Source organism: Kitasatospora sp. NPDC097605 (assembly GCF_040302725.1).
In the GTDB taxonomy this organism is placed as follows: Bacteria; Actinomycetota; Actinomycetes; order Streptomycetales; family Streptomycetaceae; genus Kitasatospora.
Window position 1 is genome coordinate 32,118 of sequence record NZ_JBEOSF010000014.1, and the last position, 12,950, is coordinate 45,067.

13 protein-coding genes are annotated in these 12,950 nt (G+C 72.2%); 7 read left to right on the top strand and 6 right to left on the bottom strand.

What is annotated here, in order from left to right:
- Positions 1-40: 40 nt before the first annotated feature.
- Positions 41-970 (top strand): GTPase Era, encoded by a 930-nt coding sequence (era, locus tag ABTX81_RS17740; RefSeq protein WP_350546247.1) that lies wholly within the window; start codon positions 41-43, stop codon positions 968-970.
- Between the two features lie 22 nt (positions 971-992).
- Positions 993-1,706 (top strand): alpha/beta fold hydrolase, encoded by a 714-nt coding sequence (locus ABTX81_RS17745; RefSeq protein ID WP_350546250.1) that lies wholly within the window; start codon positions 993-995, stop codon positions 1,704-1,706.
- A gap of 47 nt (positions 1,707-1,753) precedes the next feature.
- Here the strand turns inward: ABTX81_RS17745 and ABTX81_RS17750 are convergent, their stop codons facing one another.
- On the bottom strand, positions 1,754-2,020 hold the full coding sequence (locus tag ABTX81_RS17750) for a protealysin inhibitor emfourin (protein ID WP_350546252.1): 267 nt from the start codon (positions 2,018-2,020) through the stop codon (positions 1,754-1,756).
- Between the two features lie 67 nt (positions 2,021-2,087).
- Positions 2,088-3,113, bottom strand: a complete 1,026-nt coding sequence (locus ABTX81_RS17755) for a M4 family metallopeptidase (protein ID WP_350546254.1) — start codon at positions 3,111-3,113, stop codon at positions 2,088-2,090.
- Between the two features lie 359 nt (positions 3,114-3,472).
- On the opposite strand from ABTX81_RS17755, the gene leuA reads away from it, so the two are divergent.
- From leuA to ABTX81_RS17775, 4 genes are all read left to right on the top strand, one after another.
- On the top strand, positions 3,473-5,269 hold the full coding sequence (gene leuA / locus ABTX81_RS17760; RefSeq protein ID WP_350546256.1) for a 2-isopropylmalate synthase: 1,797 nt from the start codon (positions 3,473-3,475) through the stop codon (positions 5,267-5,269).
- A 424-nt stretch (positions 5,270-5,693) separates the two neighbouring features.
- Positions 5,694-6,203 carry a TerB family tellurite resistance protein gene (locus ABTX81_RS17765; RefSeq protein ID WP_350546258.1) on the top strand — a complete coding sequence of 170 codons (510 nt, stop codon included), beginning with the start codon at positions 5,694-5,696 and terminating at the stop codon, positions 6,201-6,203.
- Positions 6,204-6,435: 232 nt separating this feature from the next.
- Entirely contained in the window at positions 6,436-7,182 is a 747-nt protein-coding gene (gene recO / locus ABTX81_RS17770) for a DNA repair protein RecO (RefSeq protein ID WP_350546260.1), read from the top strand.
- Positions 7,183-7,186: 4 nt separating this feature from the next.
- Entirely contained in the window at positions 7,187-8,029 is an 843-nt protein-coding gene (locus ABTX81_RS17775; protein WP_350546262.1) for an isoprenyl transferase, read from the top strand.
- 75 nt (positions 8,030-8,104) lie between these two features.
- On the opposite strand, the gene ABTX81_RS17780 is transcribed toward ABTX81_RS17775, so the two are convergent.
- Genes ABTX81_RS17780 through ABTX81_RS17795 form a run of 4 tightly spaced genes read right to left on the bottom strand, consistent with a single transcriptional unit; the run spans position 8,105 to position 11,316 of the window.
- The gene (locus tag ABTX81_RS17780) at positions 8,105-8,515 is read right to left on the bottom strand and encodes a Fur family transcriptional regulator (RefSeq protein WP_350546264.1); all 411 of its coding nucleotides are present in this window, start codon (positions 8,513-8,515) and stop codon (positions 8,105-8,107) included.
- Positions 8,516-8,550: 35 nt separating this feature from the next.
- Complete coding sequence (locus ABTX81_RS17785; RefSeq protein ID WP_350546266.1) at positions 8,551-9,495, bottom strand: metal ABC transporter permease; 945 nt, start codon at positions 9,493-9,495, stop codon at positions 8,551-8,553.
- On the bottom strand, positions 9,492-10,277 hold the full coding sequence (locus tag ABTX81_RS17790) for a metal ABC transporter ATP-binding protein (protein ID WP_350546268.1): 786 nt from the start codon (positions 10,275-10,277) through the stop codon (positions 9,492-9,494). Before ABTX81_RS17790 ends, ABTX81_RS17785 begins: the two co-directional genes overlap by 4 nt.
- A 13-nt stretch (positions 10,278-10,290) precedes the next feature.
- Positions 10,291-11,316, bottom strand: a complete 1,026-nt coding sequence (locus tag ABTX81_RS17795) for a metal ABC transporter substrate-binding protein (RefSeq protein WP_350546270.1) — start codon at positions 11,314-11,316, stop codon at positions 10,291-10,293.
- A 191-nt stretch (positions 11,317-11,507) separates the two neighbouring features.
- Between ABTX81_RS17795 and ABTX81_RS17800 the strand changes: the two genes are divergently transcribed.
- The gene (locus tag ABTX81_RS17800; RefSeq protein WP_350546272.1) at positions 11,508-12,890 is read left to right on the top strand and encodes a glycine--tRNA ligase; all 1,383 of its coding nucleotides are present in this window, start codon (positions 11,508-11,510) and stop codon (positions 12,888-12,890) included.
- Positions 12,891-12,950 lie beyond the last annotated feature (60 nt).

The window sequence follows — 12,950 nt, forward strand, 5'->3', positions numbered from 1 at the left end:
GTGTCCGCCCCGGCGGGGGTGATCAGGGAGAATGGAGCCCATGAATGCCCCTTCCTCCTCGTACCGCTCCGGCTTCGCGTGCTTCGTCGGCCGGCCCAACGCGGGCAAGTCGACCCTGACCAACGCTCTGGTGGGGACGAAGGTCGCGATCACCTCCGACCGCCCGCAGACCACCCGGCACACCGTCCGCGGCATCGTGCACCGCCCGGACGCCCAGCTGGTGCTGGTGGACACCCCCGGCCTGCACAAGCCGCGCACCCTGCTCGGCGAGCGCCTCAACGACCTGGTCCGCACCACCTGGGCCGAGGTCGACGTGATCGGGTTCTGCCTGCCCGCCGACCAGAAGCTCGGCCCCGGCGACAAGTTCATCGCCAAGGAACTCGCCGAGATCAAGAAGACCCCCAAGGTGGCCATCGTCACCAAGACCGACCTGGTCGACTCCAAGCGGCTGGCCGAGCAGCTGATCGCCGTCCACCAGCTCGGCGTCGAGCTGGGCATCGAGTGGGCCGAGATCATCCCGGTCTCCGCCGTCGGCGACAAGCAGGTCGAGCTGGTCGGCGAGCTGATCAGCAAGCTGCTGCCGGAGGGCATGCCGCTCTACCCGGACGGCGACCTCACCGACGAGCCCGAGCAGATCATGGTGGCCGAGCTGATCCGCGAGGCGGCGCTGGAGGGCGTGCGCGACGAGCTGCCGCACTCGCTGGCCGTCGTGGTCGAGGAGATGCTGCCGCGCGAGGGCCGCCCGGCCGACCGGCCGCTGCTGGACATCCACGCCAACGTCTACATCGAGCGGCAGAGCCAGAAGGCGATCGTGATCGGGGCCAAGGGCGCCCGACTCAAGCACGTCGGCACCACCGCCCGCAAGCACATCGAGGCGCTGCTCGGCACCCCGGTCTTCCTGGACCTGCACGTCAAGGTGGCCAAGGACTGGCAGCGGGACCCCAAGCAGCTGCGCAAGCTCGGATTCTGAGCGGCCGGGGAGGGACGGCGGCGTGAAGCTGCACACGCGGGAGTGGGGCACCGGCGACCGGGTCGCGCTGCTGGTGCACGGGATCATGTCCGACCACCGGACCTGGCGGTCGGTCGGCCCGGCGCTCGCCGGGCGCGGCTACCGGGTGATCGCCGTCGACCTGCGCGGCCACGGCGCCAGCCCGCGCGGCGAGGGCGCCACCCCGGTGGACCGCTACGCCCCCGAGCGGTACGCCGACGACCTGGTCGACACCCTGCCGCGGGGCGCCGACCTGGCCATCGGCCACTCGCTGGGCGGGCTGACCCTGCTGCACGCCGTCGAGCGGCTGCGGCCGGCCCGGGCGGTCTACGCCGACCCGGCCTGGCGGTTCGCCCAGCCGGGCCTGTTCGACCCGGCGGTCTTCGTCCGGTTCAAGGAGGCCACCCGGGAGCAGATCGGCGCGGTCAACCCGCGCTGGGACGCCGCCGACGTGGACGTCGAGCTGGCCACCCTGGCCCGGTGGGACCCGGACACCGCGCTGGCGCTCTCCGCGCTCCACGGCCGGGCCGCGCTGCCCGGCGCCCCGGCCGTGCCGTCACTGGTGCAGCTCGCCGACAACAGCTGGCTGATCGGGCCCGAGGACGCTGCGACCCTGCGCGGCCTCGGCTACCAGGTCCGCACGGTCGCCGGGGCCGGCCACACCATCCACCGCGACGACCTCCCCGGCTTCCTGGCCTCCCTCGACGGCTGGCTGTGACGCCCGGCGCCGCCGTGCCGCCCGGCGCTGCGGCGCCCGGCGCCCGTCTAGGCGCCTTCGCGCAGGACCAGCGAGACCAGTTCGCGCTGGGACTCGGTGAGCTTGGGGTCCGCGCAGTGCACCGTCCGCCCGTCGACCGTGATTTCGTAGTGGAAGCCGTCCGGCACCCCGTAGGAGGGCGTGCGCAGCCCGCCCGCGACGGCCTCGCGGGCGAGCGCGTGCACGTGCGGGGCGTCCACCCGTTCGGTGGTGTCGAGCTCAGCGCGGCGGACGTGTCCCGCGAAGCCGCCGGTCCGGGTCACCTGGATACGCATGGTGTCCATGGTGCTACCCAGCGATGGCGTTTGCCGGGGTTTTCCCGGACCTTGACTTAAGCGCGGCTCAAGTCGGGCTGATGCCGACCTTCGCCCAGGACGCGGTCACCGTGTCGGCCACCTCCGGCTCCGGGTAGCGGGCCCTCGCGGCGGCCACGGTGGCCCGGGCGAAGGCGGTGAAGTCGGCGTCGGAGGGCAGCCGCCGGCCGGTCAGCGCGTCGTACCAGATCCGCCCGGCGCGCTCCCAGGCCGGCCCGCCGAGCGCGGTGGCGAGCAGGTAGAAGGCGTGGTTGGGGATGCCCGAGTTGATGTGCACCCCGCCGTTGTCCTGGCCGGTGCGCACGTAGTCGCGCATGTGGGCGGGCTGTGGGTCCTTGCCCAGCCGGGGGTCGTCGTACGCGGTGCCGGGCTCCTTCATCGAGCGCAGCGCGACCCCCTGCACGCCGGGGGCGAGCAGTCCGGCGCCGATCAGCCAGTCCGCCGCGGCGGCGTCCTGCTGCAGCGCGTACTGCTTGACCAGGGAGCCGAAGACGTCGGAGACCGACTCATTGAGCGCGCCGGGCTGGTCGCGGTACTCCAGGCCGGCGGTGAACTGGGTGACGCCGTGGGCGAGTTCGTGGCCGATGACGTCGACGCAGGCGGTGAAGTCGCCGAAGACCTCGCCGTCGCCGTCGCCGAAGACCATCCGGTGGCCGTCCCAGAAGGCGTTGTCGTAGTCCCGGCCGTAGTGGACGGTGGCGTCCAGCCGCAGGCCCTGGTCGTCGATGGAGTGCCGCCCGAAGACGGCGGAGAACAGTGTCCAGGTGGCGCCGAGGCCGTCGTAGGCGCGGTTGACGGACTGGTCGGGCAGCGGGCTCTCGCCCTCCCGGCGGACGGTGCGGCCGGGCAGGCGTTCGCGGTGCCCGGCGTCGGAGATCACCCGCTCCAGGCGGTCGGCGGCGGCCCGGTCGGGGAGGGCGGCGGCGGTGAGCCGCGCGGCCCGGTGCGCGGCGTCGAGGGCGAGGGAGCGGACGGCGGGCTCGTGACCGTCCTCGGCGAGGCGGTCCAGGACGTACGGCGGAACGATCGCGCAGAGCGTCGGTTCGGCTGTCATGTGGCCCAGAGTGAGGCATCGATGACCTGTTGTCACCGGCGCGGACGGGATTGCGCGCCGCCCGTCCGGGCCCGCGCGCCGTCTCAAGGAATGGGAAGACCGGACGGCCCGCTTCGGGGTCGCACGACCCTGGGTTAGGGTGGGTCGCATCATGCGCAACGGCCTGCTTCTTCTTAGCTGCCGCGTCGAGGGCCTGTAGTCCACCAGGGGCCGGCTCCCTCGCCGCGGGGACTGTGCTGCGCGCTGAATTCGGGTGACCCCCTCGCGGGTCGCGAGCGGCAGCAGGCCGGCCGAGTCGGGTGAGGACACCGCCCCGACCAGCCCGCACCACGCACCACAGGAAGCCGAGACTCACCCCCATGACCGAGCAGAGCTCCGCCGCGTCCGTCCCCGCCGCCCGGGCCTTCGTCGACCGCCCCACCCCGATCACCGCCGGCTCGGTACGCCAGCGGCCGTCGGGCATGCGGCACGGCCGCTACCTGCCCTTCGGCACCGTCGACCTGCCGGACCGCGGCTGGCCGTCGAAGGTGATCACCAAGGCGCCGCGCTGGCTCTCCACCGACCTGCGGGACGGCAACCAGGCGCTGATCGACCCGATGTCCCCGGCCCGCAAGCGTAAGATGTTCGACCTGCTGGTCGCGATGGGCTACAAGGAGATCGAGGTCGGCTTCCCCTCCTCCGGGGCCACCGACCACGCCTTCGTGCGCTCGCTGATCGAGGAGGGGGCGATCCCCGAGGACGTCACCATCTCGGTGCTGACCCAGGCGCGCGAGGAGCTGATCGAGAAGACCGTCGAGGCGCTGGTGGGCGCGCCGCGCGCGACCGTGCACCTGTACAACGCGACCGCGCCGCTGTTCCGCCGGGTGGTGTTCCGCAACGACCGGGCCGCCACCAAGGAGATCGCCACCGAGGGCACCCGGCTGGTGATGGAGTACGCCGAGAAGCTGCTGGGCGACGACACCGTCTTCGGGTACCAGTACTCGCCGGAGATCTTCGTCGACACCGAGCTGGACTTCGCGCTGGAGGTCTGCGAGGCGGTCATGGACGTCTGGCAGCCTGGCGAGGGCCGCGAGATCATCCTGAACCTGCCGGCCACCGTCGAGCGGGCCACCCCGAACGTCCAGGCCGACCAGTTCGAGTGGATGTCGCGCAACCTGTCGCGCCGCGAGTTCGTCTGCCTGTCGGTGCACCCGCACAACGACCGGGGCACCGCCGTCGCCTCCGCCGAGCTGGCCTACATGGCCGGCGCCGACCGGATCGAGGGCTGCCTGTTCGGGCAGGGCGAGCGGACCGGCAACGTCGACCTGGTGACCCTGGGGATGAACCTGTTCTCGCAGGGCATCGACCCGCAGATCGACTTCTCCGACATCGACGAGGTGCGCCGCACCGCCGAGTACTGCAACCAGATGGAGGTGCACCCGCGCCACCCGTACGCCGGCGACCTGGTGTACACCTCCTTCTCCGGCTCGCACCAGGACGCCATCAAGAAGGGCTTCGACGTCCTGGCGGCGGACGCGGCCGCGGCGGGCGTGCCGGTCGAGGAGCACACCTGGGGCGTGCCGTACCTGCCGATCGACCCGAAGGACGTCGGCCGCACCTACGAGGCGGTCATCCGGGTCAACAGCCAGTCCGGCAAGGGCGGCGTGGCGTACGTGCTGAAGAACGACCACAAGCTGGACCTGCCGCGCCGGATGCAGATCGAGTTCTCCCGGATCATCCAGGCCAAGACCGACGCCGAGGGCGGCGAGGTCACCCCGGGCGAGATCTGGCGGGTCTTCGAGGACGAGTACCTGCCGACCCCCGCGAACCCGTGGGGCCGGATCTCGCTGAGCGGCTCGCGCACCCTGACCACCGAGGACGGCCGGGACGCGCTGACCGCCGAGGCCGTGGTGGAGGGCGTGCCGGTCACCCTGGCCGGTACCGGCAACGGCCCGGTCTCGGCGTTCGCCGACGCGCTGGCGCAGATCGGCGTGGACGTACGGGTGCTGGACTACGCCGAGCACGCGCTGAGCGAGGGCGGCGACGCCCAGGCCGCCGCGTACGTCGAGTGCGCGGTGGACGGCCGGGTGCTGTGGGGCGTCGGGATCGACGGCAACACCGTGCTGGCCTCGCTGAAGGCGATGATCAGTGCCGTCAACCGGGCGCAGCGCGGATAGTTCGTACGAGTGGTCATGGCCGGGCCGTCCCGTCGGGGGCGGCCCGGCGGCGTTCCCGGGCCGGGTCGGGCGCGTCCGGACCCCGGGGCGCGCCCGCTGTGTCCTGCGCCACATTTTTTCCGTGATCGGGCCGTTCGAAGTACTGACACGTGTCGGCAACCGTGGCAACATCGTCCCACCGGAAAGCCGGGTCGGTGGGACGGCCCTGCGTCCGGTCGCGTGACCTGCCCATTGTTGTGCAGGCCGCCTGCCATGTCTGGGGAGTGGCGCCGTGACAGGGATGTGGGGTGTTCGCCCGCGGTGGCGGACTGACGTTCTCGGTGACTTCTTCTGTCCAGGCTGCGGCGGGGACCGCAACTACCGCCGGCAGCACGGCCGGCGGTGGCTGCGGCTGCTGGGGACCCCGGTGCTTCCGCTCGGACCGGTGATCGGCAGTGTGCAGTGCACCAGCTGCCACGGCCGGTTCGGGGTGGAGAGCCTGGAACAGCCCACCTGCGTACGCCTGGGCGGGATGCTGCGCGACGCGCGGTACACCGTCGCGCTGGCCCTGCTGGCAGCCGGCGGCACCGCGCACCGCGCGGCCCGCGAGGCCGCCTGCGCGGCGGTCCGGGACGCCGGGTTCGAGGACTGCGGCGAGGCCCAGGTGCTGGCCGCGCTGGCGGCGCTGTCCGGGCTCGGCGGCGAACTGTACGACGCGCACGGCATGGCCGGCGGGCTGGCCGTGGAACTGCACGCGGTGCTCGAACCGCTCGCCCCGCACCTGGCCCAGCCGGGCCGGGAGCTGCTGTTGCTGCAGGGTGCGGCGATCGCTCTGGCCGACGGCCGGTACCGGCCGCAGGAGCGGGACGCGCTGGACGCCGTCGGGCGCTGCCTGGACCTGCCGCAGGCGCGGGTGGGGGCGCTGCTGGAGGCGGCGACCCGGGCGCCCTACTAGACCTGCCGGACCTGCCGGACCTACTGGATCTGCTGGACCTTTCCTCCCTCCTGGACCCCCACGAACGGGCCCTCCCCCTCCGGGCCCGCCGTGACCCGCACCGTTCGGCGGTCCCCCACGGCCCGGTGCGGGCACACGGCTGTCCGTCGGGAAGGGGCGGCCGGGGGAGGCGGTTGGGGGACAATGGTGGGATGTCCACACTGTTCGAGGCCCGCCGCGGCGAGGCGGGCGCATGAGCCTCTTCCGGGACGACGGCGTGGTGCTCCGGGCGCAGAAGCTCGGCGAGGCCGACCGGATCATCACCCTGCTCACCCGCCACCACGGCAAGGTGCGCGCGGTGGCGCGCGGGGTGCGCAAGACCAAGTCGAAGTTCGGCGCGCGCCTGGAGCCGTTCTCCCACGTGGACGTGCAGTTCTTCAGCCGGGGGAGTGAGCTGGTGGGGCGCGGGCTGCCGCTGTGCACCCAGGTGGAGACGATCGCCCCGTACGGCGGTTCGATCGTCAGCGACTACGGCCGCTACACCGCCGGCACGGCCATGCTGGAGACGGCGGAACGGTTCGCCGAGAACGAGGGCCAGCCGGCCGTCCAGCAGTACCTGCTGCTGGTCGGGGGCCTGCGCACGCTGGCCGCCGGGCAGCACGAGTCGCACCTGGTGCTGGACGCGTTCCTGCTGCGCTCGCTCGCGGTCAACGGGTACGGCGCGAGCTTCGACGACTGCGCCAAGTGCGGCATGGAGGGCCCCAACCGGTTCTTCTCGCTCCAGGCGGGCGGAGTGCTCTGCCCGGACTGCCGGGTGCCCGGATGTGCCGTACCCTCCCCTGAGACACTGGTACTGCTCGGGGCGCTGCTGTCAGGGGACTGGCAGACGGCCGACGCCTGCGAGCCGAGGTACTGGCGGGAGGGCAGCGGCCTGGTCGCGGCCTATCTGCAGTGGCACCTGGAGCGGGGCATCCGCTCGATGAGATACGTGGAGAAGTGAGCACATGGCAGCGCGACGGCTCTTCGGCGGCGGCAAGCAGAGGGAGTACCTCCCCCCGACCCCGCACCCCAGCGGCGCCCGGCCCCCGAAGATCCCCGGCGAGCTGGTGCCCGACCACGTGGCGATCGTCATGGACGGCAACGGCCGCTGGGCGAAGGAGCGCGGGCTGCCGCGCACCGAGGGCCACAAGGTCGGCGAGGGCGTCGTGCTGGACGTGCTGAAGGGCGCGATCGAGCTGGGCGTGAAGAACATCTCGCTGTACGCGTTCTCCACCGAGAACTGGAAGCGCTCACCCGACGAGGTGAAGTTCCTGATGAACTTCAACCGCGACGTCATCCACCGCCGCCGCGACGAGATGGACGCGATGGGCGTGCGGGTGCGCTGGGCGGGCCGGATGCCCAAGCTGTGGAAGAGCGTCGTCCAGGAGCTCCAGGTCGCCGAGGAGCAGACCAAGGACAACGACGCCGTCACCCTGTACATGTGCGTCAACTACGGTGGCCGGGCCGAGATCGCGGACGCGGCGGCGGCCATCGCGGCCGATGTGGCGGCGGGCCGGCTGGACCCGAAGAAGGTCAACGAGAAGACCCTGGCCAAGTACCTGTACCACCCGGACATGCCGGACGTGGACCTGTTCCTGCGCCCCAGCGGCGAGCAGCGGACGTCCAACTTCCTGCTCTGGCAGTCGGCGTACGCGGAGTTCGTGTTCCAGGACGTGCTCTGGCCGGACTTCGACCGCCGCGACCTGTGGCGGGCCTGCGAGCAGTACGCGATGCGCGACCGCCGGTTCGGCGGGGCGATCCCGAACGAGGTGCCGGCCGAGCTGGCCGAGGTGCCGGCGCAGCGCTGAGCCGAGCGCGTTCCGGTGCGCGGGAGGGCCCGCGGGAGGTGACTCCCGCGGGCCCTCGTGTCGTTCCGGCGCCGTTCAGGCCTTCTTGGCGCACTCCGCGCAGGTGCCGAAGATCTCCAGGGTGTGCGCGATGTCGCTGAACCCGTGCTCGGCGGCGACCGAGTTGGCCCAGCGCTCGACGGCCGGGCCCTCGACCTCGACGGTGGCGCCGCACTGGCGGCAGACCAGGTGGTGGTGGTGTCCGCTGCTGCACCGGCGGTAGACGGCCTCGCCGTCGGCGGTGCGCAGGACGTCGACCTCGCCGGCGTCGGCGAGCGACTGGAGCGTCCGGTAGACGGTGGTGAGGCCGACCGAGTCACCCCGGTGCTTCAGCATGTCGTGGAGCTCCTGCGCGCTGCGGAAGTCCTCGATCTCGTCCAGGACCGCCGAGACGGCGGCGCGCTGCCGGGTCGATCGGGCTCGCGGCGACGGGCCTGCGGTGGTCACCGTGGGTCCTCCTGGTGGTGTGGGCGGCTGGCACCTCATTGTGCCAGCCCCGCACGGGGGGCCGGAGTGCCCGCGTCCGCCCGGCCCGGGGCGCCTTCGTCGGCCTGCTGCGGGTCCGGGAGCCGGACGTCGCAGACCTGCGGTCCGGCGTCGGGGGTGGCACGGTGGCGGCGCCGGGCGAGCGGTGCGGCGATCGCGCTGAACACCGCGAACACCGCGATGGCGAGCAGCACGATGGCCGGGCCGGAGGGCACGTCGAGCTGGTAGGAGCCGGTGACGCCGGCCAGGGCGACGCCCACGCCGACCGCGATCGCGCCGGCCTGGGTCGCGGCGAAGGAGCGGGTGAGCTGCTGGGCGGCCGCCACCGGGACCACCATCAGCGCGCTGACCAGCAGCAGGCCGACCACCCGCATGGCGACGGTGACGGTGACCGCGGCCATCACCGCGAGCAGCAGGTTGAGCAGCCGCACCGGGACGCCGGTGACCTTGGCGAAGTCCTCGTCCTGGCAGATGGCGAAGAGCTGGCGGCGCAGGCCCAGGGTGACCGCGATGACGACGGCGCCGAGCGCGGCGATGGCGGCCAGGTCGGCGGGGGAGACGGTCAGGATGGAGCCCCAGAGGTAGCTCTCCAGTGAACCGGCGCCCGCCTGGGCGGACTTGGAGACCAGCAGCTTGCCGCAGGCCATGCCGCCGTAGAAGAGCATCGCGAGGGCGATGTCACCGCGCTGGTTGCCGCGCGAGCGGACCAGTTCCATGGTGACGGCGCCGAGCACGCAGACCAGGACGGCCATCCAGACCGGGCTGGTCTGGAAGACGAAGCCGAGGCCGACGCCGGTCATCGCGACGTGGCCCATGCCGTCGCCCATCAGGGCCTGGCGGCGCTGCACCAGGTAGATGCCGACGGCGGGGGCGGTGACGCCGACCAGGACGGCGGCGATCAGCGCCCGCTGCATGAAGTCGTAGCTGAGCATCTCGGTCATGACAGCAGTCCCCGGATCCGTTCGTGGTCGTGGCCGTGGTCGGCGTGCGGGTGGACGTGGTCGTGGCCGGGCAGCGCGTGCAGGCCGGTGTTGGGCACGGGCGGGCCGTCGTGCGCGACGCAGCCGTCGCGGAGCACCACGGCGCGGTCGATCAGCGGTTCCAGCGGCCCGAGTTCGTGCAGCACCAGCAGGACGGCGGCGCCGCGCGCGACCTCGGCGCGCAGGGTGTCGGCGAGCACCTGCTGGCTGGCGGCGTCCACGCCGGCCATCGGCTCGTCCATGATCAGCAGGTCGGGGGAGCCGGCCAGTGCGCGGGCGATCAGCACCCGCTGCTGCTGGCCGCCGGAGAGGTCGCCGACGCCGTCGCCGGCCCGGTCGAGCATGCCGACGGCGGCCAGCGCGCGGTCCACGGCGGCGCGGTCGGCGCGGCGGAACGGCAGCAGCCGGTGCAGCGGCAGCCGGCCGGTGGAGACGACCTCGCGCACGGTGGCGGGGACGCCGGAGGCGGCGGTGGTGCGCTGCGGGACGTAGCCGATCCGGTGCCAGGCGCGGAACCGGGCGAGCGGGGTGCCGAACAGTTCCAGGCCGCCGCGCTCCAGCGGGACGGCGCCGGTGACGGCCTTGACGGTGGTGGACTTGCCGGAGCCGTTGGCGCCGAGCAGGGCGACCACCTCGCCGGGGCGGACGGTGAGGTCGACGCCGCGCAGCACCGGCCGTCCGCCGCGCGAGGCGACGGCGTCGTGGAGGCGGACGGCCGGGGGGGCCGGTGTCGGGGGAGTCATGCCGGTGGTCCCGTCAGCTGGTGGGGGTGGTGGCGGCGGCCGCGGCCGGGCTCGCGCTCGTGTCCGGGCCCGCGCTCACGCCGAGGGCGGCCTGGAGGTTGGCCAGGTTCTGCCGCATGACCGTGAGGTAGTCGTCCTTGGCCTGGTCCTTGACGCCCTCCAGCGGGTCGAGGACGGCGGTCCTGAGGCCGAGGTCCTTGGCGACCGTCTCGGCGAGCCGGGGGCTGGCCAGGGTCTCGAAGAAGATCGTGGTGACGCCGTTCTCCTTGGCGGCCTTCTGGACGTCGGCGAGGCGGGCCGGGGTGGGCTCGGACTCGGGGTCGACGCCGTTGATGGAGACCTGGGTGAGGCCGTAGGCCTCGGCGAGGTAGCCGAAGGCGGCGTGGCTGGTGACGAAGGTGCGGTTCTTCGCGTCCTTCAGCCCGTCCTTGAACTCCTGGTCCAGGGCGGTGAGGCGGCCGACCAGCTCCTCGGTGTTCTTCCGGTAGTCGTCGGCGTGCGCCGGGTCGGCCTTGGCGAACTCGGTGCCGACGCTCCGGGCCACGGCGGCGTAGCGGGTCGGGTCGAGCCAGATGTGCGGGTCGCCGGCGGCCTCGTCGTGGTGGTGGTCGTGGCCGTCGCCCTCGGTGTGGCCCTCGCCCTCCGCGTGGTCCTCCGCGAGGTGGTGGTCCTCCAGCGGGACGGCGGCGGTGGCGTCGACCTTGAACTTGGCCCCGGAGCCGGCGACGGCCTTGTCGACGGTGGGCTGCAGGCCCTTGAGGTAGACGATCGCGTCGGCCTTCTGGACCCGGCCGACCTGCTTGGCGGTGAGTTCGAGGTCGTGCGGCTCGACGCCGGCGGCGGTCAGGCCGGTGACCTTCACGTGCTCGCCGCCGATCTTCGTGGCGAGGAACTCCATCGGGTAGAAGGACGCGACGACGTTCAGCCTGTCGTCCGCGCCCTGGCCGCCGCCGCTGCCGCAGGCCGTCAGGGTGAGGGCCGCGGCGAGGGCGGTGGCGGTCAGGGCCAGAGCGCTGCGGGCATGTCGTCGGATCATCATGACAACCATTCTCAGATTAGATGGAAATGATTGTCAAATCACTCGGACGGGTGAACGGGTGGTGACGGTGAGTGGGCCGGTGCCGGCGATACCGATTTGAACCCCGTACCCATATGGCCGGTAACCTGAGGTATTCGGGTACGCGCAACCAGCCGTGCCCTGACCGGGCCGTACGTACTGAAGAGAGCACTGTGGCAGCCGACAAGATCGAGACGATCGTCAGCCTGAGCAAGCGCCGTGGCTTCGTCTACCCCTGCAGCGAGATCTACGGCGGCACGCGTGCCGCCTGGGACTACGGTCCGCTGGGCGTCGAGCTCAAGGAGAACATCAAGCGCCAGTGGTGGCGCGCGATGGTCCAGGCCCGCGAGGACGTCGTCGGACTCGACTCGTCGGTGATCCTGGCCCGCGAGGTCTGGGAGGCGTCCGGCCACGTCCAGACCTTCAACGACCCGCTGACCGAGTGCCTCTCCTGCCACAAGCGCCACCGGGCCGACCACCTGGAGGAGAAGTACGAGGCCAAGCACGGCTTCCCGCCGCCGAACGGCCTCCAGGACATCAACTGCCCGGACTGCGGCACCAAGGGCCAGTTCACCGAGCCCAAGGACTTCTCGGGCATGCTGAAGACCCACCTCGGCGTCACCGAGGAGGCGAGCGGCCTGGCGTACCTGCGCCCGGAGACCGCCCAGGGCATCTTCACCAACTTCAAGGCCGTCCAGACCACCTCGCGCAAGAAGCCGCCGTTCGGCATCGCCCAGGTCGGCAAGAGCTTCCGCAACGAGATCACCCCCGGCAACTTCATCTTCCGGACCCGCGAGTTCGAGCAGATGGAGATGGAGTTCTTCGTCAAGCCGGGCGAGGACGAGCAGTGGCACGAGTACTGGCTGCAGCAGCGCTGGGACTGGTACGTCGGCCTCGGCCTGCGCACCGAGAACATGCGCCTGTTCGAGCACCCGAAGGAGAAGCTCTCCCACTACGCCAAGCGCACGGTGGACATCGAGTACCGCTTCAACTTCGGCGGCAGCGAGTTCTCCGAGCTGGAGGGCATCGCCAACCGCACCGACTACGACCTGTCGGTGCACAGCGAGGCCTCCGGCCAGGACCTCAAGTACTTCGACCAGGAGTCCGGCGAGCGGTACTTCCCGTACGTCATCGAGCCCGCGGCCGGCCTCAACCGCGCCCTGCTGGCCTTCCTGCTCGACGCCTACTTCGAGGACGAGGCGCCGAACGCCAAGGGCGTCATGGAGAAGCGGGTCGGCATGCGCCTGGACCCGCGCCTGGCCCCGGTCAAGGTCGCGGTGCTGCCGCTGTCGCGCAACGCCGACCTCTCGCCGAAGGCCCGCGGCCTGGCCGCCGACCTGCGCACCGCGTGGAACGTCGAGTTCGACGACGCCGGCGCCATCGGCAAGCGTTACCGCCGCCAGGACGAGATCGGCACGCCGTTCTGCGTGACGGTCGACTTCGACACCCTCGAGGACAACGCGGTGACCGTGCGCGAGCGCGACACCATGACGCAGGAGCGCGTCTCGCTGGACCAGGTGAAGTCCTACCTGGCGGCGCGCCTCATCGGCTGCTGACGTCCCCCGGTTCGCACGGAGCCCCCGTCCGCCCTTCCGGGCGGGCGGGGGCTCCGTGCT